General features: G+C 37.1%; 20 protein-coding genes, 1 tRNA gene and 1 other annotated feature. Of the genes, 20 read left to right on the top strand and 1 reads right to left on the bottom strand.

The features are described 5' to 3' along the window. Nucleotides 1-76: 76 nt before the first annotated feature. Genes yihA through I0Q91_RS05320 form a run of 3 tightly spaced genes read left to right on the top strand, consistent with a single transcriptional unit; the run spans nucleotide 77 to nucleotide 2,610 of the window. Nucleotides 77-652, top strand: a complete 576-nt coding sequence (gene yihA / locus I0Q91_RS05330; protein WP_270453371.1) for a ribosome biogenesis GTP-binding protein YihA/YsxC — start codon at nucleotides 77-79, stop codon at nucleotides 650-652. 21 nt (nucleotides 653-673) lie between these two features. Next, nucleotides 674-1,501, top strand: a complete 828-nt coding sequence (locus I0Q91_RS05325; RefSeq protein WP_270453370.1) for a class I SAM-dependent DNA methyltransferase — start codon at nucleotides 674-676, stop codon at nucleotides 1,499-1,501. Between the two features lie 20 nt (nucleotides 1,502-1,521). Next, on the top strand, nucleotides 1,522-2,610 hold the full coding sequence (locus I0Q91_RS05320) for an FAD:protein FMN transferase (RefSeq protein WP_270453369.1): 1,089 nt from the start codon (nucleotides 1,522-1,524) through the stop codon (nucleotides 2,608-2,610). 38 nt (nucleotides 2,611-2,648) lie between these two features. On the opposite strand, the gene I0Q91_RS05315 is transcribed toward I0Q91_RS05320, so the two are convergent. Then, on the bottom strand, nucleotides 2,649-3,920 hold the full coding sequence (locus I0Q91_RS05315) for a YihY/virulence factor BrkB family protein (RefSeq protein ID WP_270453368.1): 1,272 nt from the start codon (nucleotides 3,918-3,920) through the stop codon (nucleotides 2,649-2,651). A 379-nt stretch (nucleotides 3,921-4,299) separates the two neighbouring features. Between I0Q91_RS05315 and I0Q91_RS05310 the strand changes: the two genes are divergently transcribed. From I0Q91_RS05310 to I0Q91_RS05230, 17 genes are all read left to right on the top strand, one after another. Continuing rightward, nucleotides 4,300-4,376: transfer RNA gene (locus I0Q91_RS05310), tRNA-Arg, on the top strand. 9 nt (nucleotides 4,377-4,385) lie between these two features. Continuing rightward, nucleotides 4,386-4,617, top strand: a binding site (T-box leader). 52 nt (nucleotides 4,618-4,669) lie between these two features. Next, a complete protein-coding gene (locus I0Q91_RS05305; protein ID WP_270453367.1) occupies nucleotides 4,670-7,318 on the top strand; it encodes a valine--tRNA ligase in 2,649 nt (882 codons plus the stop codon). Between the two features lie 15 nt (nucleotides 7,319-7,333). Continuing rightward, the gene (nuoE, locus tag I0Q91_RS05300; protein ID WP_270453366.1) at nucleotides 7,334-7,822 is read left to right on the top strand and encodes an NADH-quinone oxidoreductase subunit NuoE; all 489 of its coding nucleotides are present in this window, start codon (nucleotides 7,334-7,336) and stop codon (nucleotides 7,820-7,822) included. A gap of 45 nt (nucleotides 7,823-7,867) precedes the next feature. Then, a complete protein-coding gene (gene nuoF, locus I0Q91_RS05295) occupies nucleotides 7,868-9,742 on the top strand; it encodes an NADH-quinone oxidoreductase subunit NuoF (protein ID WP_345790939.1) in 1,875 nt (624 codons plus the stop codon). 18 nt (nucleotides 9,743-9,760) lie between these two features. After that, a complete protein-coding gene (gene fdhF, locus I0Q91_RS05290) occupies nucleotides 9,761-12,463 on the top strand; it encodes a formate dehydrogenase subunit alpha (protein WP_270453365.1) in 2,703 nt (900 codons plus the stop codon). A 230-nt stretch (nucleotides 12,464-12,693) separates the two neighbouring features. Further along, nucleotides 12,694-13,545 carry a 3-methyl-2-oxobutanoate hydroxymethyltransferase gene (gene panB / locus I0Q91_RS05285; protein WP_270453364.1) on the top strand — a complete coding sequence of 284 codons (852 nt, stop codon included), beginning with the start codon at nucleotides 12,694-12,696 and terminating at the stop codon, nucleotides 13,543-13,545. A gap of 32 nt (nucleotides 13,546-13,577) precedes the next feature. Next, a complete protein-coding gene (locus tag I0Q91_RS05280) occupies nucleotides 13,578-14,528 on the top strand; it encodes a hypothetical protein (RefSeq protein WP_270453363.1) in 951 nt (316 codons plus the stop codon). A 63-nt stretch (nucleotides 14,529-14,591) separates the two neighbouring features. Then, nucleotides 14,592-15,827, top strand: a complete 1,236-nt coding sequence (locus I0Q91_RS05275) for a Glu/Leu/Phe/Val family dehydrogenase (RefSeq protein ID WP_270453362.1) — start codon at nucleotides 14,592-14,594, stop codon at nucleotides 15,825-15,827. Nucleotides 15,828-15,829: 2 nt separating this feature from the next. Then, nucleotides 15,830-17,026: a M24 family metallopeptidase gene (locus I0Q91_RS05270; protein WP_270453361.1), complete on the top strand. Its 1,197-nt coding sequence runs from the start codon at nucleotides 15,830-15,832 to the stop codon at nucleotides 17,024-17,026. Nucleotides 17,027-17,115: 89 nt separating this feature from the next. Further along, nucleotides 17,116-17,802 carry a GntR family transcriptional regulator gene (locus tag I0Q91_RS05265; RefSeq protein WP_270453360.1) on the top strand — a complete coding sequence of 229 codons (687 nt, stop codon included), beginning with the start codon at nucleotides 17,116-17,118 and terminating at the stop codon, nucleotides 17,800-17,802. A gap of 35 nt (nucleotides 17,803-17,837) precedes the next feature. Next, complete coding sequence (locus I0Q91_RS05260) at nucleotides 17,838-18,419, top strand: TRAP transporter small permease (RefSeq protein WP_270453359.1); 582 nt, start codon at nucleotides 17,838-17,840, stop codon at nucleotides 18,417-18,419. Between the two features lie 33 nt (nucleotides 18,420-18,452). After that, complete coding sequence (locus I0Q91_RS05255; protein ID WP_270453358.1) at nucleotides 18,453-19,739, top strand: TRAP transporter large permease; 1,287 nt, start codon at nucleotides 18,453-18,455, stop codon at nucleotides 19,737-19,739. 138 nt (nucleotides 19,740-19,877) lie between these two features. Further along, nucleotides 19,878-20,927: a TRAP transporter substrate-binding protein DctP gene (gene dctP / locus I0Q91_RS05250; protein ID WP_270453357.1), complete on the top strand. Its 1,050-nt coding sequence runs from the start codon at nucleotides 19,878-19,880 to the stop codon at nucleotides 20,925-20,927. A 106-nt stretch (nucleotides 20,928-21,033) separates the two neighbouring features. Further along, complete coding sequence (locus tag I0Q91_RS05245) at nucleotides 21,034-22,206, top strand: M24 family metallopeptidase (protein WP_270453356.1); 1,173 nt, start codon at nucleotides 21,034-21,036, stop codon at nucleotides 22,204-22,206. Nucleotides 22,207-22,226: 20 nt separating this feature from the next. Beyond that, complete coding sequence (locus I0Q91_RS05240) at nucleotides 22,227-23,402, top strand: M20 metallopeptidase family protein (RefSeq protein WP_270453355.1); 1,176 nt, start codon at nucleotides 22,227-22,229, stop codon at nucleotides 23,400-23,402. Nucleotides 23,403-23,429: 27 nt separating this feature from the next. Continuing rightward, nucleotides 23,430-24,695: a PLP-dependent aminotransferase family protein gene (locus I0Q91_RS05235; protein ID WP_270453354.1), complete on the top strand. Its 1,266-nt coding sequence runs from the start codon at nucleotides 23,430-23,432 to the stop codon at nucleotides 24,693-24,695. 30 nt (nucleotides 24,696-24,725) lie between these two features. Further along, the gene (locus tag I0Q91_RS05230; RefSeq protein WP_270453353.1) at nucleotides 24,726-25,607 is read left to right on the top strand and encodes a DMT family transporter; all 882 of its coding nucleotides are present in this window, start codon (nucleotides 24,726-24,728) and stop codon (nucleotides 25,605-25,607) included. Nucleotides 25,608-25,710: the final 103 nt, after the last annotated feature.

The raw sequence follows: 25,710 nt of genomic DNA, 5'->3' as shown, positions 1-25,710 counted from the left end.
GAGGGGATAATACATTAAGGGAGACCTGATTGTATTATCTCTTTTTTATTTTAATTTAGGGTAGAGGAGGATTATTATGGGAAATAAAGTGGATTTTATAACAAGTGCTTTTTCTACAGATGGTTATCCCAATCACCAGTTTCCTGAAGTTGCTTTTTCTGGGAGATCCAATGTTGGAAAATCATCATTGATTAATATGGTACTTGGTAGAAAAAAAGTGGCCAGAACCAGTTCTACTCCAGGTAGAACCAGGTCTATTAACTTTTTTAATATTGGTGATCGTTACTGTCTTGTTGACCTGCCAGGCTATGGTTATGCTAAGGTTCCGCAAAAAATTAAAGATAGTTGGAATGAGTTGATAGACCATTACCTTCATTATCGGAAAAATTTAAAAGGGCTGGTGCAGATAATTGACGCCAGGCATAAACCATCTGAAGAAGATATGATGATGATAGATTGGCTAAAAGCTACAGATATTGAATATATTATTGCTGCCACCAAGGTCGATAAGTTAAAGAATAAAGACTTTGTTAAGCAGAAGAAGAAATTACCTGAGCTTTTAGGTGTTGAAACTGATAAAATTGTTTATACTTCGGCTAAAGATAGGACAGGTCGAAAGCAGGTTTTAGGTTTTATAGATAGTGTTATTTAAAAGATGTAAGGAGTAGATTTGATGTCTACAGATAACAAAAGTTATCAGCGTTCTTTTGCCAGCATTTATGATCAGGTAATGTCTGCTGTCCCCTATGATTTCTGGTATGAATATATTAAGTTGCTTTTAGAATATCACAGGGTTGGATTGCCTGAGCAGGCGCTGGAACTTGGTTGTGGAACCGGTAATATGATGGTCAGGTTCTTAAATGATGGGATAAAAGTTGATGGACTTGATGGTTCCCGGGATATGCTTGAAGAAGCTAAAAAAAAGGCAAAAAATTTTACAATTGAACCTGATTTTTATCATCGGGATTTTCTGGACATTCCTGGAAGAGTTAAATACCCTCTGGTATATTCTATCTTTGATAGTTTGAATTATGTTCTTGAGTTAGATAAGTTAGAAGAGGTTTTTAAATCTGTTCATCAAATCATTGAAAAAGCAGGTGTTTTTATCTTTGATCTTAATACTGAAGAACGGCTGGCCAGTATTAAGCCTGGGACGATTACTTTTCAAGAAGATGATTTTTTATGTTACTGGCAGGATATTGTGGAACCTGATGAATCTATCTGGAAGGTTAATTTGCTCATTCAGAAGAGAAATGATAGTGGCTATTATGAAGAAACTCATGTTGAAAAGGGCTATCATCCTTATAAAATAGTGGGATCCTTAAAGAAGGCAGGTTTTGAGTCAGTCTTTTTTTATAAGGCAAACTATTTAATTAAAGGTAGACCTTCAGATAATAGAGTTTATTTTCTTGCATTTCCTGAAAAAGTTATGAAACCTGGCCTAATAGAAAAATTATTTTACAAGTTGAAATTATTTTATCTGAGAAAAGTTTTTATATAGAATTTTACAGGAGGAATATAATGAACAATAAATATTTAACTGGAATTTCGATTGTTATAATTATTGGAATTCTTGTCTTTGGTTTCTTTATGCAAAATCAGGGTGAGGAGCCAGAGGTGGCTAATACAGATGTTGAAGAATATCAGGATACAAAGATGATGCTTGATACGATTAATACTATCAGAACTTTTGGTCCTGATGGAGAGGAAGCTGTTGCTGGGGCCTTTGAAAGAGTTAGTGAGATTGATGATTTATTTAATATTTATGATGAAGATAGTAATGTTTCCCGGATTAATCGGGAAGCAGGTCAGGGGCCAGTAGAAATTGAAGATCATACCTATACAATTTTGGATAAATCTATTGAATATGCTGAGTTAAGTGGAGGTGCCTTTGATCCTTCAATTGGAGCTTTAATAAAATTGTGGGGCTGGGGAAGTGACAATGGACCGTCTTTACCCAGTCAGGAGGAAATTGAGGCTACACTTCCTCTGATTAACTATGAGGATATTTTATTAGATGAAGCTGCCCAGACAGTTGAGTTTAATCAGAGTGAAATGATGATTGATTTAGGTGCGATTGCAAAGGGTTATGCCGGTGAACTGGCAACTAATCATTTAGAGGATGCTGGAATCGAAGCTGCCTTTGTTAATTTAGGTGGTAATATTGTACTTTTAGGTGATAAGCCTGATGGGACTCCATGGCGGATCGGTGTTCAGAACCCGAGATCTGACCGGGGAGAGTTAATGGGACTTGTAGTTGCTGATACAGATTATTATGATAATCGTCTGGCCATTGCTACTTCTGGTGATTATGAAAGGTATTTTGAAGAGGACGGAGAGTTTTACCATCATATTTTGAGTCCTTTTACCGGTCAGTCAGTTGATAATGGGATTGCCAGTACTACGATTGTTGCTAATGATCCAGTAATGGCAGATGCTCTATCTACTGGAATTTTTGTTTTAGGAATAGAGGAAGGTCTCGAATTAGCTGAAAGTATTGATGACTTTGAGATAATTTTTGTGACAGATGATAAAGAAGTTCATCTTAGCTCAGGTTTAATTGATAACTTTGAGGTTTTAGATGATGACTTCGAAATATTTGAATTATAATATTTGTAAATCCCCCTGGGAGCAGGGGGATTTTTGAATTAATTTTTGCTTGATATATCTTTAATGGTTAATTCTTTTAATTTGACTTTAATGCTCTGATTGAAAATATTATGGATTCTTTCTAATTCTTTATCTGAATAGATTGCTTTAGATTTAGGATTATTATTTAAAATTATTTTTTTATAGATTGACCAGAGTGATATATTATCTAGATTTGTTAGAGGAATATATTTATTATTTTCTGTTTTAGTTATATAATTTGTTTTTAACATTTCAGATAATGTGTTTTCAATTGTAGTTATTGGCAGGTTAATTTTTTTGATTATCTCGCTATATTCTGTGCCAGGTTTATCTTTATCCTGATAGTTTTTATAGATTATATACAGTATTGCGATAGGAAGTAGATGCTGGAGTTCTTTATCTTCCTGGCCGTTACTGCCAATGAAATCAAGGTTTGCTCGATAGTTAACTATATATGATATTATGGCTCCTATAAGAACTATTACCCAGATCAGATAGAGCCAGACTAAAAAGATTGGAATTATTGTTAGAGATCCATAAATTTGATCATAACTGATAAAGTTTCTGGTATAAATTCCATAGAGATATCTGCTCAATATAAAAAGCACTCCGCTGGTAATTCCTCCGGTAATTGCTGCTATCGGGTCAACTTTAGTATTTGGAATGAAATAATAGGCAATAATAAATATGATAAAGTTCATACTGAATGTTATCCAATCAAATACTCTACTCTGTTCGATTGGACGCTCTGCAACCTCAGCTGTTAAATAGGTTTCTAAAAAGGTAAAAGATAGGCTAATTAATAAGGTGATAACAAAGGTTCCCAGGGTAATAAATGTCCAGAAAGCGACAAATCTTTTAAATAGGTCCCGGTGTTTTTCGACTCCCCAGATTTTATTAAAGGTGATTTCGACTCTGGCCAGCAGAAAGATTACGACTAAAACAAGGGTTAAAAAGCTTATAATTCCAAGCTGTTCAATATTTATGCCAGTAACATAACCTTCAAAAATATTGATTAAGGTTTCACCAGTACCTGCAGCTAAATTATTTAAGATTATATTTCTAAATTCTTCAGTTATGTTTTCCAGCCCACCAAAGAAGTTAAAGAGGGTCATGATATAGAATGAGAAGATTAAAAAGGGAATTATGGATAAAAGAGTTGTATAAACAAGCCCCATAGCATGGGTGAAGATATCATCTGCTCTTGCTTTTTGGAATATTTTTATAAAGAATAGCTTCCAGTTATAATTTGTGAATTTATTGTATTGTTTTTTTAGTTTATCTAGCATTGCAAACCCCCTTAGTTATTTTTAGTTATTCTGTTTTATATAATTATAGATATAGTTTGAAATACCTTTTTAGATTGTTAAATAATTTAGCATTAGAACATCGAGTTCTTCTCACTAAAATTTCTTTTTATAACAGATTGAGATTTTAGCACTAGGGCATTGAGCACGTCGCACTGAGCTTTCATTTTATAACGCAAGGTCAGCTCAGCATTAAAACATCGAGTTTGTCAACTTTGTGAAATTTGTTAAGAGATACCGTTTGGTAACCGTCGGGTAACCGGCAGGTGGTTAAATAATCTGATTAAATTTTTTATTAGCTCTTGACTGTATTGTTTAAATATTGTAGTATAAAATATAAGGTTAAACATAAAAAGTTTTCGGGGCTATAGCTCAGCTGGATAGAGCGGCAGATTCCTAATCTGCAGGCCTTGGGTTCGAATCCCAATAGTCCCACCATTTTAATAGTTAAAGGCTATGAAGGGAAAGAGTAATGCTTTAAGGCTTTTAGAGAGAGGGATCCAGAGGCTGTAAGGTCCTTTAAGTCAAGAGGCATGAATGTCGTCCTGGAGCTATCTAGATGAATTGATTTTATTAATCTGGATCGGATTATCGCCGTTATTTGATTGCTGAGAGTCACTCTGATTATGGAGTGGAATTTTGGGTGGTACCGCGGAATTATACCTCTTCCGTCCCTTTAGGGGACTGAAGGGGTTTTAAATTTTTATAATAAATTTAGGAAGGTGATTGAGATGACAGATGAGTTAGCTAAAACCTATGATCCATCAAAGGTTGAGGAGAAATGGTATAAGTTCTGGGAGGAGAATGGTTATTTCCAGGCTGAAGTTGAACCTGAAAAGGAACCTTTTACTGTGATGATGCCTCCGCCGAATATTACCGGCCAACTTCATTTAGGCCATGCCCTGGATGATACGCTGCAGGACATTATTGTTCGCTGGAATCGAATGAAGGGTCTGAATACTCTCTGGCTGCCTGGGACTGATCATGCCAGTATAGCAACTGAGGCTAAAGTAGTTGATAAGTTGAGGAAGTCTGGAATTGAGAAAGATGAGATTGGCAGAGATGAGTTTTTGGAGCATGCCTGGGATTGGAAAAAGGAGTATGGTGAAAGGATCACTGATCAGATTAGGAATCTTGGGGCTTCCTGTGACTGGAGTAGAGAGCGGTTTACTCTGGATGACGGTTGTTCTGAGGCCGTTAAAGAGGTCTTTGTAAGGTTATATGAGGAAGGTTTAATTTATCAGGGAGATTATATTGTTAACTGGTGTTCTGATTGTGCAACGACGCTATCTGATATTGAGGTTGAGCATGAGGAGACTGATGGTCATCTCTACTATATTAAATACCCTTTTAAAGATAGAGAAGGCCATATAACTGTTGCAACTACCAGACCGGAGACAATGCTTGGCGATACAGGGATTGCAGTAGATCCTTCAGATGAGAGATATTCTGAGCTTGTTGGCGAGAAGGTGATTGTGCCTCTGGTTGATAGAGAAATTGAAATTGTTGCTGATCGCTATGTTGATAGTGAGTTTGGAACTGGTATGGTTAAGGTTACTCCTGCCCATGACCCTAATGATTTTGAGATAGGTGAAAGAAATGATCTGGAGCAGGTCAAGGTTATTGACTTTGATGGCACTATGACTGAGGCTGCAGGAAAATATGCTGGCCTTGAGCGAGGGGAATGTAGAAAGAAAGTTGTTGAGGACCTTGAAAAAGAAGGGTTATTGATTAAAGTTGAAGACCATCATCATTCAGTTGGTCACTGTTATCGCTGTGATGAAGTTGTTGAACCGATGATCTCAAAACAGTGGTTTGTTAAGATGGAGCCTCTGGCTAAGCCGGCTATAGAGGCTGTAAAAGATGGCGAGATTGAGTTTGTTCCAGATAGATTTTCTAAGGTTTATTTAAACTGGATGGAAAATATTAAGGACTGGTGTATTTCAAGACAACTCTGGTGGGGACATCGAATACCTGTCTGGTATTGCCAGGACTGTGGGGCAATCAATGTTTCCAGAGATGATCTGACTGCCTGTAAGGAATGCGGCAGCGAGAATATTGAGCAGGATGAGGATGTGCTTGATACCTGGTTTAGTTCTGCATTATGGCCATTTTCTACTCTTGGCTGGCCAGAAAAGACTGAGGATTTGTTACATTTTTATCCTACAGATATACTTGTAACTGGAAGAGATATAATTTTTTTCTGGGTTGCCAGGATGATCTTTATGGGATTGCATATGATGGATGAAAAGCCATTTGATACTGTTTATGTTCATGGTTTGATTAGAGATGCCCAGGGCCGGAAGATGAGTAAATCTTTAGGTAATGGGATTGATCCATTAGAGGTTATAGATGAATATGGTGCTGATGCCCTGAGATTTATGTTGATTACAGGGAATACACCTGGTAATGACATGAGGTTTAGAGATGAGCGTTTAAATGCCAGCAGGAACTTTGCCAATAAGATCTGGAATGCTGCCCGTTTTATGTTAATGCATGTTAAAGAAGATGATGGGCTTGATATTGAAGAGTATTATAATGATTTAAACTTATCAGAAAATTGGATTTTAAGTCGACTCAATGATACAATTAAAAAAGTAGATGAAAATATGGAGAGATATCTTTTTGGTGAGGTAAGCAAACATCTTTATGATTTTATCTGGAGTGAATTCTGTGACTGGTACCTTGAACTTATTAAACCAGAGCTCTATGATGACGAGAATCCGGAAAGACAGAGGAAAGCTGCTAGAGTTGGACAGTATTTATTAAGCAGGATACTGCAATTATTACATCCAATTATGCCCTTTATTACTGAGGAAATCTGGAATAAGTTGCCTGGGACTGATGGGAGTATCATGTTAAGTGACTGGCCAGAGGTAACTGAAAACTATCATGATGAGGATTCTCTGATTCAGATGGGTAAAGTTCAGGAGATTATTAGAGAGATTCGGAATATCCGGAATGAATTTAAAGTAAATCCTGGAAAGAAGATTACAGCTATTTTTGAGACTGAGGATAAAAATGGCATCTTAACTGATGAATCAATCAGTTATATTAAAGATCTTGCTTCTGTTGAAAGTTTAGAAATTGAAGCCAGTGTTTCAGATAAGCCTGCTAAAGCTGCTTCTGCTGTAGTTGAAGATATTGATATTATCCTGCCTTTAGAGGGGATGATTGATATAGACAAAGAGATAAAAAGGCTGGAAAAAGAGGCTGATGAGATAAGAGCTGAAATTAAGCGTTCTGAAGGTAAACTGGCTAATGAGGGTTTTGTTAATCAAGCCCCTGAGAAATTAGTTCAGGCTGAAAGGGAGAAGTTGCCTCAGTTTGAGGAGAAATTGGAAAAAGTATTAAAGAGAATAGAAGAATTAAAAAATTAGTCAGGAGGAATATTTATGACATGTGCCTGTAATGGAGAGAAGACTGATGAGAAATTTTTTGAACCATTATATAAGGTCTTTGAAGAGTATGAAACTGATGAGAAAAATTTAATACCGGTTTTGCAGAATGCTCAGGATGCATATGGGTATCTCCCTGAGGAAGTCCTCAAGGAGATATCCTCCTATATGAAAATTCCACTATGTAAAGTTTATGGAGTTGTAACTTTTTATACTCAGTTTCACCTTGAACCTAGAGGGGATAATATTATCCGGGTCTGTATGGGAACTGCCTGTCATGTTCGTGGAGCCGGTGATGTTTATGATGTTATTCAGGAAGAGCTTGGAATTAATGATGGTGAGACTACTGAAGACCTAAAATTTACACTTGAAAGGGTAGCCTGTATCGGTGCCTGTGGACTTGCTCCAGTAATAATGGTGAATGATAATACACATGGAAGGTTAACCCCTGATAAAACCAGGGAGGTACTGGATACTTACAGGTAAATATTAATTTTAATTTCTTTGAATTTTAGAGGAGGGAAGAAATTTGTGAAATCTTTAGAAGAATTAAAAGAGATTAGGGATAAGTATAGAGATGAAATTCAGATAAGAAAGAAGGATTCGGGCAAAGAACATATTCATAAAGCCCATGTTATGGTCTGTACCGGTACAGGCTGTGTATCATCAGGGGCTAGAGATGTTGTTGATGAGTTTAATGAAGAGCTTGGAAGTAGAAATCTTAAAGATGAAGTTAAAGTGGTCGGGACAGGCTGTCATGGGCTCTGTGAACGGGGTCCACTGGTAATTGTTTATCCAGAGGGCACATTTTATTCTGAGATTACAAGAGATGATGTGGCTGAGATAGTTGAAGAACATATTATTGATGGTGAAATTGTTGAAAGATTATTATATGAAGATAAATCTGGCAAGAAGATTGCCGGATATAGTGATATTGATTTTTATAAGCAGCAGAAACGGATTGCTCTAAAAAACTGTGGTAAGATTGACCCTGAAAGCATAGAAGAATATTTTGCTGAAGGTGGATATGAAGCTTTAGGAAAAGTTATCAATGAGTTAAGTCCCGGGGAAGTTATTGAAATGGTAAAGGATTCTGGTCTCAGAGGACGAGGTGGCGGCGGTTTTCCGACTGGTTTGAAATGGTCATTTGCTGCTGAAGCTCCTGGTGATAAGAAGTATGTTATCTGTAATGCAGATGAAGGTGATCCTGGAGCTTTTATGGACCGGAGTGTTTTAGAAGGTGATCCCCATGGAATTATAGAAGGAATGGTAATCTCTGCTTATGCTATCGGTGCTGATGAAGGTTATATTTATGTCAGGGCTGAATATCCACTGGCTGTTAAGCGACTTAAAAAAGCGATAAAAGATGCTGAAGAATATGGAATTTTAGGAGATAATATATATGGTTCAGATTTCTCCTTTAAATTACATGTCAAAGAGGGTGCTGGAGCCTTTGTTTGTGGTGAAGAGACTGCTTTAATGGAGTCTATAGAAGGCAATAGGGGTATGCCTACACCTCGTCCTCCATATCCAGCGACAAAGGGTCTCTGGGGTAAACCTACTAATATAAATAATGTTGAGACTCTGGTTAATGTGCCCTATATAATATTAGAAGGTCCTGAGAAATTTGCTGAAGTCGGTACCGAGGGTAGCAAAGGAACTAAAGTATTTGCTTTAACTGGAAAAGTTAATAATACTGGTCTAGTTGAAATTGCAATGGGTACAACTTTAAGAGAAATTATATTTGATATTGGTGGCGGTGTTCAGGGTGGCAAGGAATTTAAAGCTGTCCAGACTGGTGGCCCATCAGGTGGTTGTGTTCCTAAAGAGCATCTTGATTTAAGTATTGATTATGAATCTTTATTAGATGTTGGCGCTATGATGGGTTCTGGTGGTATGGTTGTTATGGATGAAGATACCTGTATGGTTGATGTTGCAAGGTTCTTTTTAGATTTCACCCAGAGTGAATCCTGTGGAAAATGTACTCCCTGTAGAATAGGTACTAAAAGAATGTTACAGATTTTAGAGAGGATTACCCAGGGAGATGGCCAGGAAGGTGATATTGATCTGCTTCTTGAATTAGGAGATAGAATTAAAGAGACATCATTATGTGGATTGGGCCAGACAGCACCTAATCCTGTTTTAAGTACGATAAAATTCTTTAGAGATGAATATGAGGCTCATATAAATGATAATGTCTGTCCTACAGGGAGCTGTGATGATTTGGCTCTTCCTTATTGGATAGATAAAGATATTTGTATTGGTTGTACAGCCTGTGTAAATGAATGTCCTGTTGATGCTATTAGTGGTGAGAGAAAAGAACCCCATGTTATAGATGAAGATGTATGTATTTCATGTGGAGCATGCGCTGAGATCTGTCCAGTTGATGCTATTTTTCAAAAATAAATTTAAGGGGATGTGAATATGACCTTAATAAAAATAAATGGTAAAGAACATGAGGTGGAATCCGACCTTTCAATTCTTGAAGCTGTAAGGGGAGAAGGCTATGAGATTCCAACTTTATGTTATCATCCAGATTTAAGTATAAGTGGTGGCTGTAGATTATGTATTGTTGAAGATGTTGATTCAGGTCAATTAATAACTTCCTGCTCTACTGGTGTGACTGATGGTTTAAAGATTAAAACTGCCAGTGAAAGGGTTGAAAGGGCAAGAAAGAGTGTTGTTGATCTCTTATTAAGTGATCATCCTCTGGATTGTATGGTCTGTGAGGCTGATGGTAATTGTACTCTGCAGGATTTAGCATATAGATATGGGTTGCAGGAATCAACATTAGGCAGTAAAGTTGATCCAAGATTTGAAATTGAACATGATAATCCGTTTATAGTTCATGATCCAGATAAATGTATTTTATGTGGTCGATGTATCAGGGTTGATAATGAGATTCAGTGTTCTGATGCTATAGATTTTATTAATCGAGGGTTCACTACTAGAGTTGCTGCAGCATTAGAGAAAGATTTAGGTGATGATGATTCTAATTGTGTTTTTTGTGGCCAGTGTGTTGAAATGTGCCCGACTGGTGCATTAACATATAAACCTTCAATTGGTGAAGGAAGAGAATATAATTTTGAACATACTGAAACAACCTGTGGCTATTGTGGAGTTGGTTGTAAGTTAGATCTTAAAACTAGAGATAATAAGGTTGTTGAAGTTGGTTCAGTTTATAGAGATGGTCTTCCTAATCCAGTTGGTGAGGCCTGTGTTAAAGGCCGGTTTGGTTATGAATTTATTGATCATCCTGATCGCTTAAAGACTCCTTTAATAAAGGATAAAGAGACTGGTGAATTTAATGAAGTTGGCTGGGATGAAGCTCTAAGCTATATTGGCGATAAGTTTAATCAGATAAAAGAAGAGTCTGGTGGAGATGCTTTTGGAGCTTTATGTTCAGCTCGTTGCAGTAATGAAGATAATTATTTAATGCAGAAATTAATGAGAGCAGCTTTAGGAACTCATACTATTGATCACTGTGCTCGATTGTGACACTCCTCTACTGTGGCCGGTCTGGCCAAAAGTTTTGGTAGTGGAGCAATGACTAATTCAATTGCAGAGATAGACGATTTAGATGTTATTTTTGTTACTGGATCTAATCCAGTTGAAAACCATCCAGTAATTGGAAGCAGAATGAAAAAAGCGATTAGAAATGGTGCGAAATTGATTCTAGCTGATCCAAGAAAAATTGAAATGGCTGAAGAAGCTGATGTATTTATACAGCAAAAACCTGGTTCTGATATTGCTTTAATTAATGGTATGATGAATGTGATTTTAGAAGAGGGTTTACAGGATGATAAATTCATTAAAGAAAGAACAGAGAATTATGAAGCTGTAGAAGAGGTGGTCAGTCAGTATCCACCTGAGAGAGCTGAAGAGATTACAGGTGTTCCTGCTGATGATATTAGAAAGGCTGCAAGAATATTTGCTAAGGCTGAAAATGGTGCTATTTATTATGCTATGGGAATTACCCAGCATACCAGTGGTACTGCAAATGTAACATCACTGACTTCCCTTGCTTTATTAACAGGTAATGTTGGTAAAGAAGCAAGTGGAGTTAATCCGTTAAGAGGGCAGAGCAATGTTCAGGGAGCCTGTGATTTAGGTGGTTTACCTAATGTATTCCCAGGTTATCAGAAAGTTATTGATCCTGATATTAGAGATAAATTTGCTAAAGCCTGGAATGTGGATGGTTTTCCTGATGAGCCTGGCTATACTGTTGTCGAATTATTTAAAGCAGCTGAGAAAGGCGATGTTAGGGCATTATATATTATGGGAGAAAATCCTGTTATTTCTGATCCAGATCAGAAGCATATTATTGAAGCATTGGAAAAGACAGAGTTTACAATAGTGCAGGATATCTTCTTTAATGATACAGCAGAATATGCTGATGTTGTTCTGCCAGCTGCTTGCTTTGCTGAAAAAGAGGGCACATTTACGAATACTGAACGAAGAGTACAAAAGATAGAAAAAGCAGTTGAACCTCCAGGGGAAGCCTGGCCTGATTGGAAGATTATTGCTGAGATTTCTAAACAGGTTGGATATGATATGGATTATGATAATGTTGAAGAAATAATGGCAGAGATAGCTGAATTAACACCTATTTATGGTGGTATTTATTATGATCGATTAGGTGATCTGGGTTTGCAGTGGCCATGTACTGATAGAGATCACCCAGGCACTAAGTTTTTACATGATGGGGAATTTGCCAGGGGTAAAGGTAAATTTTATCCAGTTCATTATACTCCCCCAGTCGAAGAAATGGATGATGATTATCAATATATTATGATGACAGGAAGAATGTTATATCACTATCATTCAGGTACAATGACTAGAAATTCTGCAGCTATTGATGAATTTGAACCAGATGCTTATATTGAAATTAGTTATGAAGATGCAGAAAAACTGGGAGTTGAAGATGGTGATAGAGTTAAAGTTAAGTCAAGGCGTGGTGAGGTTGAAACCTATGCAAGAGTTGGGGATAGAGTTGTTTCAGGGTATCTATTTATGCCCTTCCACTATGCAGAAAGCCCGGCTAATCGTCTGACCCATGATGCTCTAGATCCTGAGGCAAAAATTCCTGAATACAAAGTTACTGCAGTTAGTATAGAAAAAGTTTAAATAAAATTAAGAATCCTGAGTTAACTATTATTATTGATATCCTAGTTAGCTCAGGATTATTTCTCTTTTTAATTATTAGATAATTAGAAAAAAACTAAAAATAATTTTAAATTTAAGCAGGAATATTAAGTTTGATGTTGAATAGATATATTAGAACAGAAATTGTCGACAATATACTAATGTTTTTTTAGGGTTTGCTGTCGACAATATACTAAAAGGAGGTAATAACTTTGCCAAAGAAAAAGAGTATTTTAGATTTTTACAAAATGAAAGAAGAGGGTGATAAGGTAGCCTGGATTACTGCCTATGACTTTCCGACAGCGCAGTTTGCTGAACAGGCAGGAATGGATATGATCTTAGTTGGAGATTCATTAGGAATGGTCGTTAAGGGCTATTCAGGTACAGTTCCAGTAACAATGGAAGACTGTATTTCCCACTGTCAGGATGTAAGAAGAGGAGCTCCTAATACTTACTGTATTGGGGATATGCCCTTTATGTCCTATCAGGTATCAAATGAGAAAGCTGTAGAAAATGCAGGTAGATTCTTAAAAGAAGCAGATATGGATGCCATTAAGCTAGAAGGCGGCCAGAGGGTCTGTGATCAGATAAGAGCTATAACTGATGCAGGTATAGTTGTCTTTGGACATATTGGACTTACACCCCAGAGTTCAGGACAGTTAGGCGGCTTTAAGGCTCAGGGATTACATGTAGATAGTGCCAGAGATTTAATCGATGATGCTATTGCTGTTCAGGAGGCTGGAGCAGAAGCATTATTACTAGAAGCAGTACCACCGGAGCTAACAGAATTTATAGCCAAAAAGTTAAAGATTCCGGTATATTCAATTGGTGCCGGGCTTCCATGTGACGGTCAGCTGCTTATCTGTGGCGATATGCTCGGAATGTTCCAGGCATTTACTCCTAAGTTTGTTAAGCAGTATGCTAATGTAGCTGAGATAGAGATAGCAGCCTTTGAAGAATATATCAAGGATGTTAAGGAAGAAAAGTTCCCTACAGACGACCATGTCTATAATGTTCAGGATCCAATTGAAGAGTTTGAGAAGTTGTTTGAAGAATATAATTGATTGTTTAAATAAAATTAAGGGGGAAGTTAAAAATGAGTTATAAAAAGATGAAAGAATATGTAGAGAAGGAATTTGGTTTTAGTGTCGGCGAACGTTATGATATGCCTGATTCTGAGCTTCGTTTTCCAGGTGGAGCCCACGCAAGAATGGAGATCTCTGGAATAGAAAACTGTGAGAATCTTAGACAGATGGTTGATGAAGCTGAAAAGAGAGATGTCACTGTACATAGGGTGATCTCTCTGGTAAAGGGAGCTACTCTACTTGATGATGCTGAATTAAAAGAATTTGCAACTATTGGTGCAGAAAATAATCTTGAGATTTTAGTAAATCCATGTGCCAGTCGTGGCTGGGATAATGGCCGTCAGTATATCACTGAAGAAGGTTATGTATCTGGTATGCGTCTAAGAGGTCATGATGCTATTAAGAATTATATCCATGAGATTTATCGCTGTATTGATATTGGTATCCGTGGATTTTTAATAACAGATGAAGGAATGCTTAGAGTGGTTAATTCTCTAAGGGATGAGGGTTTAATTCCTGAAAAGACTACCTTTAAGGTTTCTGTATTTGCCGGACATGGTACTGCAGCCGGAGGACAGTTATTGCAGAAATATGGTGCAGATAGCTTTAATCCTCTTGGTGATATGACTCTTCCTATGCTGTCATCAATTAGACAGGGTGGAGTAGATATTCCTCTAGATATTTATATGAGTCTTGTAGAGAGCATGGGTGGATTCCAGAGATTCCATAACTCTGCTGAGATAGCCCGTGTTGCTGCCCCTGTATATTATAAAATTGAGCCTGGTCCAAATGAAAAAGATATGTATAATACCTGGGCTGATTCTAGAAATCCAGAATTTGGTAATAGGTTAGCTAGAGATAGAGTAAAGTTAGCTCAAATAATAGAAGAATGGTTAGACCGTTCAGAATATGACATTGTAATGAATGATCATAAAGACGATCTTTGTGTGCCAGTGGTCTAAAACTATCCCTGTAGGGGCCGGTAGATTTTTAACCGGCCCCACATTATTCAAAGGAGTGAGAATATGGACAACGTATTTGAATCAGCTTTAGATGCTTTACATAAAGCTGGAAAAAAAGGCAATATTAATCCAAGAGTTTTAAAACTTTTATCAAGGCCAAAAAGAGTTAGTGATTTTGCTGTTACTTTAAAAAGAGATAATGGTGATTTTGAAGTATACGATGCTTATAGAGTCGCTTATAATGATGCATTAGGACCGACAAGAGATGGGACGAGATTTGTTCCTAATTTAAGTTTAGATGAGGTAAAAGCATTAGGTTTATTTATGACTATTAAACATGCTGTTTCTGGTGTGCCTGCTGGTGGAGGTAAGGGCGGAATTAAGGTTGATGCCTCTAAATTAAGTGATAGAGAATTAGAGAGTATTTCCAGATCGTTTATTAGAAACTTGAAGCCTAAGGGACCTGGGGTTGATGTACCTGGAGCAGATATTGGAACTGGTTATAAGACTCAGTCCTGGATGCTGGATGAATATGAACAGATTACTGGAGTTCATTGTCCTCAGGCTATTAATGATAAACCAGCAGCTGTTGGTGGAACTGTCGGAAGTGCTGAAGCTACCGGGCTTGGGATCTTTTATATAACTCAGGAAGCTGCTAGAGATCATGAGATTGAACTTGATGGAGCAGAAGTTGTAGTTCAGGGTTTTGGCCAGGTAGGAGCAACAATAGCTAATTATTTACATGAGATAGGGTCAAAAGTGATTGCGGTTAGTGATATTAGTGGAGGAATAATTGATAGAGATGGATTAGATATACCTGAGCTAGCCAAAAAAGTTGAGGCTGGTGCTTTATTAAAGGATCTTGAGGGATATGAGCAGGTAAGTAATGAAGAACTATTAGAACTTGATTGTGATTTATTGATACCTGCCGCAGTTCAGAATGTTATTAATAAGAATAATGCTGATGATATTAAAGCTGATCTAGTTGTAGAGGGCGCAAATGGTCCGACAACACCTGAAGCAGATGAGATATTAAAAGAAAAAGGTATTCCAGTAATACCTGACGTTGTAGCAAATGCAGGTGGAGCAATTGTCTGTCATTATGAGAGGATTCAGGGAATTACAGATGATTATTGGGATATTGAGGAAGTTGAAAAGAGACTTAAAAAACAGATAACTGGTGCTTACTCGGCTTCTTATGATGTATCTCAGGAACTTGACCTTTCAATGCGTCATTCAGCCTGGGTAGTAGCTTTAAAGAGAGTGAGTAAAGCAGTTGAAATGAGAGGATGGGTTTAATTATGGCTGGTGGAAAAAGAAAACATAAGCCTCTTTTTAAAGAAGAAGAGTATCAGCGAAGAGTGAAAAAAGTTAAGAAAATGATGAGCGACAGAGGTATAGATGTATTATTTGCCTCGCATCCAGCAAACATGAATTATTTGACAGGATATGATGGCTGGTCATTTTATGTTCATCAGGGAGTAATTGTTGCCCTTGATAAGGATGAGCCAATCTGGGTTGGTAGAGGTATGGATGCCAATGCTGCTCGAGTTACAACTTATTTAGATAATGTTGATATAAGAGAGTATGCTGATGATTATGTGCATTCTCCTATTGGTAAACATCCAATGCAATTTGTTGCCGATATTTTTAAAGCTGAAGGCTGGGATGATAAAAATATTGGTGTTGAAATGGACCAATTTTATTTCACCCATAAAAATTATCAGATCTTAAATGAAGAAATGCCAGCTGCCAGTTTTGCTGATGCAACTTTTTTAGTCGGTAAAGCAAGGAGAATTAAATCTGATGCAGAAATAGAAGTTATGGATAGAGCAGGTTTGATTGCTGAGAAAGTTATGAATAGAGCTCTGGAAGTTGTTGATGTTGGAGTCAGGGAATGTGATGCAGCTGCTGAAATTGCTAAGGCTCAATATGCTGGAACTGAAGACTTTGGTGGAGATTATCCGGCAATAGTGCCACTAATGCCTGCAGGAGAAGGTACCAATACTCCTCATTTGACCTGGACAGATACAGAATATAGTGATGATGAGGCAGTTATTCTTGAATTATCTGGATGTTATCATAAGTATCATGCTCCTATTGCAAGGACATTATATTTAGGTGAACCAGATAAAAAATTAAAAGAGACAGCTGATATTGTTATTGCTGGCCTAGAGGAAACACTTGAATTTATTCAGCCAGGTGTTACCTGTGAGGAAGTGGAGGCAAAATGGCGTGAGGCTATCTCTGGCAGTCATGTTGTTAAAGAATCTCGTCTTGGATATGCTTTTGGTTTGAATTATCCACCTGACTGGGGAGAACAGACAGCAAGCATGAGGCCTAATGATACTACAGAGTTAAAGCCAAATATGACATTTCATGTTATTCCAGGAATCTGGTTTGATGATTATGGGTTTGAAATCAGTGAAGCTATCCAGATAACTGAAGATGGCTGTAGATCATTTTACGAATTTCCAAGAAAGTTATTTACAAAATAATGGCTTAAGAAATTTCCATCCTGGTAGTTTTCTTTAGTCCCATTACTATATATATTATTTTAAAATAAGATAATATGGGGGATAAATTTATGAATAAGCAGTTTAAGCATCAGAGTTTAAGTGATAAGGTAGCAGAGCATTTAAAGAGAGAGATATTTCTGGAGAATTATCAGGGTGGAGATCATATTCTTGAGGCCAAAGTAGCAAAGGAGCTTGATGTCAGCAGAGCCCCAGTTAGAGAGGCAATTAAAGAGCTTGAAAAAGAAGGATTAATTGAAACTATACCTAGAAAAGGCAGTTTTGTTGCATCCTTTAATGAAGAAGATATTAGAGAAGTTTTTGAGATCAGAATTATTCTGGAAAGCAGAATGATGGAGATAATAATTAATAATGATCTATTAAATGAAGAAGATTTTAACCACCTTGAAAATCTAATTGAAGAGATGCTGGTTATTGTTAAAAAAGAGATTCCTGAAGATGAAAAAGTAGTTGAATTGAATGAGAAAGATATTGCATTTCATAAATATTTATGGGAAAAGACTAATCGGAAATTTACCCAGAGAATTCTAAAGATGATTCATAATCAATTAAAACTGGCAATGATAATTGATGCCAGGAAAGAAGACAGTTTAGAAGAATCTGCCAGGGAGCATTATTCAATACTTGAAAATTTAAAGAATAAAGATTTAAGTGGATTACAGCAATCATTGATTGATCATATAGTTTCGTATAATGAAAAATTAATGAGTAGGAAAGAAATTTATCCTAATTTTTAATAAGAGTAGAATGAGTAGTTGCCAGGAGGTGCGAAATGTTTGCGATAATAAGAAAGATAAATGCAGGGATGAAAAAAATTGAAGAATTTATTGTTGGTTACGGGACGATTGCGCTGGCAGTGTTAATAATTGCAAATGTAATAGGTAGAAATGTTTTTGGGTATAGTTTATATTTTGTGGAAGAGACTAATACATTTTTGATCATATTTATTACATTTGTTGGAACCAGTTATGCTGCCAGGAATGGCAGGCATATCAGGATGTCTGCTTTATCAGATTTAGTTCCAAAGAGATTTGAAAAAGCTATGATTTATATTATGACAATAGGTACTGCATTTTTTATGGGCTGGATAACCTGGATTTCAGCCAGGTATATCTATGATATCTTTACCAGTGGCAGGCAGAGCAGTCTGCTCCAGGTTCCTCTCTGGAGGGTCTGGATTATTGTACCGATCGGTTTAGGGTTAACAACGATTCATTATTTAATGGCATTTCTAAAGAATATTAAAGAGGATGAGGTCTGGATATCCTTTGATGAAAAATCAGAATATGGTGAAGTGGAGCAGATAATTGATTTAGTAGAAGAATCAGAAGATGATGTAAAAAATACAGATTAAACAGTTGAGCATAGCTAGAAGGGAGAGAAGATAATGCTTCAATTGATGGTTGGTATAATGTTTTTGCTCTTATTTTTAGGTTTTCCAATGATGGTTCCTTTAATTGCTGCACCTTTAATTATTATGAATATATATTATCCCCATTTAGGTCAAACAATTATGGCACAACAGATGATCAGGGGTATTCTACCGCCTTCATTATTAGCTGTACCGATGTTTATTCTGGCAGCTGATATTATGACTGCCGGATCAACAGCCAGAAGATTAGTGGACTTTGTTAGAGATATAATTGGACATGTCAATGGTGGAATGGCTATTACTACTTCAATAACCTGTACTTTATTTGGCGCAGTTTCAGGTTCTACTCAGGCAACAGTTGTTGCTATTGGTGGGACAATGAGACCTTATCTTTTAGAAGATGGTTATGATGATTCATTTACGACTGCACTTATTATTAATTCCAGTGATATTGCATTATTGATTCCACCAAGTATTGGTATGATTATTTATGGTGTTGTAAGTGGTAGCTCTATTGGTGAGTTGTTTATTGCCGGTATAGGTCCTGGAATTCTAATAATGATTCTTTTCAGTGCATATTGTTACATATATGCCAAAAAAGAGGGCATACCTGTTAGAGAAAAGAAAAGTTGGGGGCAGAGACTTGAGAGCTTTAAAAGGGCATTATTGGCCTTTGGATTTCCTATTATAATAATCGGTGGTATTTACAGTGGTTTATTTAGTCCGACTGAAGCTTCGGCAGTTTCTGTATTATATGCTTTTATCCTGGAAGTATTAATATATAGGAATGTTCATTTAAATCAGATTAAAGATATAGCTTTATCAACAGGAATGATCACAGCAGTTGTCTTTATTCTGGTTGGAGTCGGTAATGCTTTCTCCTGGTTAATTTCTTTTGCTAGAATTCCTCAGATGGTTTTGCCGCCAATAATTGGTGATGATCCGACCCAGGTCTGGGTTCTATTTATAATTGCAGTTGCCTTCTTTATTGGCTGTATGTTTGTTGATCCAATTGTTGTCATAATGGTACTTACCCCATTATTTCAGCCTTATGTTGACCTTTTAGGAATCGATCCGATTCTGGTTGGGACGGTGGTTACATTGCAGGCTGCAATTGGCTCGGCGACGCCGCCCTTTGGGTGTGATATATTTACTGCAATTGCTGTCTTTAGGCGACCTTATCTTGAGGTTATCAGAAAGACACCGGTATTTATTGCCATCTTATTATTTGCATCAGCGCTATTAATTTTCTTCCCGCAGATAGCTTTATTCTTAAGAGATTTAGCATTTGGTTATATGTAAAGAATAGAGTTATGATGCTGGAAGTATAATTTAATAGATAAATAATTTTATTAAGGGGGGTGAAACGGACAGAAAAGTCTGTATATTTATTTTGTTCTAAAGATTTTGGATCACCTAATAAAAAGGAGGAAATTAATTATGAGAAGTATGAGTAGAAATATTCTTATCGGTATTATTGCTTTAGCAATGGTTCTTTCATTTTCTTCATTTGAACAGGTTGAGGCTCAGGAGACATGGAGTATAGCACTTGAGGAGATTGAAGGTAGTGTACAGGATGCCTGGGCACAGGAATTTAAAAGAAGAATTGAAGATGCCACTGATGGTGAGATAGAAGTTGTAGTATATCCTTATGGTCAGTTAGGTACCGGTATGGGTGACCTGGCTGAAGCAGCTCAGATGGGTATGGTTGAATTTTCAATGACCAGTCCCTCTGTTGTATCCGGTTTAGTTCCTGAAGCCAGACTATTTTCATTACATTATATCTGGCCAGATAGCTTAGAGTTAACAGCTGAGGTACTTGCTAATAGTTCAGCTATTCATGATCACCTTGCAGGAGCCTTTCAGGAGAGGCAATTACATCTATTAAGTTTATTCCCTGAAGGCTGGCAGGTCTGGACAACAAATCAAGAGATTAGAAGTCCTGAAGATATGGATGGGTTACAGATAAGAGTTATGCCTGACCCAATGTTATCAGCCCAGTATAGAAATTATGGAGCAGACCCTGTTCAGATGGATTATGCTGAGGTTTATAGTGGTCTTCAGCTTGGTATGATCGATGCACAGGTGAATCCGGTATTTGCTATTGAAGAGATGGCATTTTATGAGCAACAGGAATATATGATCTGGGGTGGAACTGTACCATATGTTGGTGGGGTTTCAGCTGGTCTTAATTTCTGGGAAGGTTTAGATCCAGAAATGCAGGAGTTAGTATCTGAGATTGCTACTGATTTAAACCAGTATATCTATGAGATGCAGGATGAGTATAATACTGACCGTTTAGACATTATATTAGAGAATGAGCCGGATATAAACATTATTGAGCTTGATGAAGATGAGAGAGCAGAATTTAGAGCTCTTGCTGAGCCTGTCTGGGATGAGTTTGTAGATGATGTTGGCGAGATTGGTCAGACTATGCTTGATATTATTCTAGAAGATATTGAGAATTTAAGAGGGGATTATGGTCTGTAATATATACCAGGGAAAACCACTATTTGCTGGTAAGTAAAATATAAATATTTTTAGGTCGGTGGCAGTTATGCTGCCGGCCTGAATTTATGATAATGGAGTGGTTTAATTGAAATTACCTTTTGATAAAAAAGAATATTTAAGCCGTTTGAAACAGGTCAAGGAGAGTATGGATAGATCTGGCATTAGGGTATTGATAGTTAATCATCCAGCCAATATGAATTATTTAACCGGTTATGACGGCTGGTCATTTTATGTACCCCAGGGAGTTATAGTATTTATCGATAAAGATGAGCCTGTCTGGTATGGCAGGGAACAGGATAGCAATGGCGCCAGGTTAACTACCTGGTTATCAGAGAAGAATATTTATGGTTATCAGGATGATTATGTGCAATCTTTAGTTAAACATCCGATTAGTTTTGCAGTGGAAATTATTAACGAGATTGAACCCAAACCCTATAAAATAGGGGTTGAGATGGATAGCTATTATTTTAATCCAAGATCATATAATCTCTTGCAAGAGGAAGTTGTTAATGCTGAGGTGGTTGATGCCACACGGTTAGTGCCCCTGGTCAGGCAGATTAAATCAGATACAGAACTAGAATATATGAAAGATGCTGCCAGGATTGTTGAAAAGGTAATGGATAAAGCTATGGAGAATATAAAACCCGGGATTAGAGAAGGTGATGCAGCAGCAGAAGTTTATAGAGCTCAAATTAAAGGTACAGATGAATTTACTGGAGATTATCCGGCAATAGCTCCGATAATGCCCTCAGGTAAGAGAACTTCTACAGCACATCTAACCTGGGCTGATAGAGAATATGAGCAGGGCGATGTTGTTTTGTTAGAGCTGGCAGGCTGTAGATATAAGTATCATGCGCCATTATCAAGAACAGTATATATTGGAGAACCTCCTGAGGATTTAGTTGAAATTTCAAAAGTTGTTATTGCAGGAGTAGAAAAAGTTTTAGATTTTATAGAACCTGGGAAAACCTGTGAAGAAGTTGAAGCTTACTGGAGGGAAGCTATTTCCGGGAGTAAAGTGGTTAAAGAATCCAGGGTTGGTTATTCCTATGGTTTAAATTATCCTCCAGATTGGGGAGAGCAGACTGCAAGTTTGAGACCTGGTGATAAGACAGTCTTAAAGCCGAATATGACCTTTCATTTTATGCCAGGAATCTGGCTGGATGATTATGGCTTTGAAAATAGTGAGCCAATTTATATAACTGAGGATGGCTGTGAATGTTTTGTTGATTTTCCAAGAAAGTTATTTACTATTTAATAGAGGCTGGAGTGAAATATATGAATATAAAAGAGGAAATAAAAGAATTAGAACCTGAATTAATAAATCTTAGAAGAGATTTTCATAAACATCCTGAATTAGGCTGGGAAGAAGTCAGGACTGCTGGAATTGTAGCTGAATACTTAAGGGATTTAGGCCTTGAAGTTACTGAAGGTGTTTCCAAAACTGGAGTTGTTGGCCTTTTAAAAGGCGATAAGCCTGGCAGAACTTTATTATTAAGGGCTGATATGGATGCTCTGCCTGTTGAAGAGGAGAATGATTTTGAATATAAATCTCAGAATGAGGGCTTAATGCATGCCTGTGGTCATGATGGTCATACAGCAATGTTACTGGTTGCGGCTAAAATATTGAGTAGAAAGAAAAAAGAGCTGGCCGGTAATATTAAGTTTGTTTTTCAGCCAAATGAGGAGACAGAGGCTGCCAGATTTATGATAGAAGAAGGGGTAATGGAGAATCCTAAAGTTGATGCGGCTATGGGGATTCATCTCTGGACACCGCTTCCAAGCGGAAAGATTGGACTTGCTCCTGAAGCTGTTATGGGTGGTTTATATGAATTTGAAATAATTATTAAAGGAAAGGGTGGCCATACTTCTGCGCCCCATTTTTCAAAGGATCCGATAATGGCTGGAACCAATATAATTCAGCAGGCCCAGATGATACAGACAAGGGAGATAGACCCGATGAAGTCTACCACTATCGTTTTTGGTCAGTTTCAGGCTGGTAATGCGACAAATATTATTCCAGAGAAAGCGCATTTAAAGGGGACTATCAGGTATCTTTACCAGGGCGGCAGAAATACTGATGAGAAGCCAAGAAGAAGACTAGAGAGAATAGTTGCTGGAGTTTGTAATACATTTGATCTTGAATATGAGATTAAATACCCTGCAACCAGCTCTCCGGTATATAATGATCCAGAATTGGTTTTAGATTTAGAGGAGATAGCTGCTAAAGTTGCAGGTGGAACTGAGAATTTAACTGAGTATCGCTGCCTGGCCGGTGAAGATTTTGGGGAGTTCTCCGCTTATGTGCCTTCAGTATTTTACTTTGTTGGTACCGGAAATGCCAAGAAGGGAACTGATTATCCTCATCATCATCCTAAGTTTGATATAGATGAAGATACATTAAAGACTGGTGTAGAGATGCATGTCCGTTCAGCCCTTAATTATCTAAAATAAATTGTATGAATTCAGGAGGAACTATTTATGGTGAAAATGAATAATACTAAGGATTTAGAAAAATTACACGAGAAACATTTACAATATAGAAGCAGATGCTTAAATTTGATAGCTTCAGAGAATTACAGTACTCCCAAGGTTAGAAGTTATTTAGCAAGTGATTTTGGCAATAGGTATGGCTGTTATGAGACTTTAAAGCCTGAAGAGAGAGAATATACTGGAAACCGCTATATCCATGAATTTGAGATGGCAACCCATGACCTGGTCAGAGATGTGTTTAAGGCTGATTATGTTGATTTAAGACCGATAGGTGGCCATATGGCCGGGATGGCGACAGTGCTGGGGCTGACTGATCCAGGGGATTTAGTTTTTGAGGTTTCGATGGCAGATTGGGGCCACGGGCTGGTTGGTCCGATGAGAACTATTGAGCATTTAGAGAAGACGATCAGGGTTAAGAATCTGCCCTATGATCATAATCAGAAATTAGAAGTAGAAAAGGCTGTTGAAATGATTGATGCCTATAAGCCGAGATTAATAATCTTTGGCGGTTCTGGTACGTTATTTGCAGATCCGATTAAGGAGATAATGAATAGGACAAGACATCTCGATGAGACATTCTTTGCCTATGATGCTTCCCATGTTACCGGTCTAATTGCCGGTGGTGTCTTTAAGAATCCGTTAGATCAGGGAGTAGATATTGTCTTTGGCAGTACCCATAAATCTTTTCCTGGGCCCCAGGGCGGGATGATTTTATCCAGGAAAGAAAAGCCCTTCAGACTGGTAGGTGATGCATTATCGCCAGCTTTAGTTACCAGCCATCATTTAAATAGATTGCCGGCTTTTGCTGCCTCTTTGCTTGAAATGAAGGAGTACGGTCATGATTATAGTAAGCAGGTAATCCGGAATGCCAGGAGATTAGGAGCCGAACTGGATAAAAGAGGAATTAAAGTTATAGCAGCCGAGGAGGGTTATACTGATTCTCATATTCTATTAATAGATGTTGATGAATTTGGAAGTTCCAGAGAAATTTCGACTGGTCTTGAAGAGGATAATATCTTGCTCTCAGATGATTTCGGGCAATCTGGCAGAGAAATAAGACTGGGCACACCTGAGATAACGAGACGGGGTATGAAAGAGAATGATATGGTTGCTGTAGCTGATATTTTAGCTAAAGGAATCAAAGGTGAGATTTCTGGAGAAGAATTAAGAGAAAGAGTTGCTGAGCTGGTTGGGAAGTTTGACAGTTTTGAATATGGATTTCCTGGTAGGGCATCTGAGGATTTTTCTGGTTAAATAAGTTGATTTTGTATAGGTGGTTATAATATGTTAGAACAATTTAAAAAGGAATATCTATATGGCTCCCTGGCTGCCTTTTTATCTGCAGTTGGCTTTGGGAGCCTGCCTATCTTTGCTGTTAATGCCTATGATGCCGGGGTTAATGTTATATCTTTATTAACTTTTAGGTTTGTAATATCAGCAATAATTTTAGGAATATTAAATTTTAAGAAATTTGATATAAAAGAGATTGTTGATTATAATTTTTCTGGTTTAATCTTAATAGGGATTACCTATGCTATTTTTAATTTTTCATATTTTACAGCTTTTAATCTGATTCCGACTTCGCTAGCAGCCTTGATTTTTTATACATATCCAATCCTTGTTGCTTTACTGGCCTGGTTACTAGGTCAGGAAGTTATTGGCTTAAGAAAGGGAGTAGCAGTATTTATTGCCTTTACAGGGATATATCTGGTTTATTCTGATTTTCAGATAGTTGCCTCAGGAATTGGACTAATGATGGCTGTGATGGCTTCATTATTTTATGCTTTTTATATTTTAGGTGGTAATTATTTATTGGCGGATACCCAATTTTTACATATTATTTTTGTGACCTGTTTTATATCAGCTATTTTATTTGCCGGGACTGGTCTGGTTAGAGGAGAACTAGGATATATGCATGGTCCAAATGCATTTATCTATTTAAGTTTGATTACTATTATATCTTTAATCAGTCTGATTTTATTTTTATACGGGGTTAAATATACAACTCCGACTGTGGCCTCAGTCGTCAGTATGGCCGAGCCAGTTGTTACAGTTTTATTATCATTTATCCTGCTGGCAGAAAGCTTTTCGATTATTCAGTATGGCGGTGCCTTGATGATATTGCTGGCTTCTCTTTATATTGTTCTGGCCGGGCAGATAAAATAATAAAATTAATTAAAATAACTCTTGACATTTATATCACGAATGTAGTACTATAGGTATAGTGAATTATTTCATAAAAATATTTTTACTTAATTAAAGGGGGAAA

Origin of the sequence: Halonatronomonas betaini, from assembly GCF_015666175.1 — a bacterium.
GTDB classification, from domain to species: Bacteria; Bacillota; Halanaerobiia; order Halanaerobiales; family Halarsenatibacteraceae; genus Halonatronomonas; species Halonatronomonas betaini.
The sequence above is the reverse complement of the archived record's forward strand: the minus strand, read 5'-3'. Positions and strand labels throughout refer to the sequence as shown.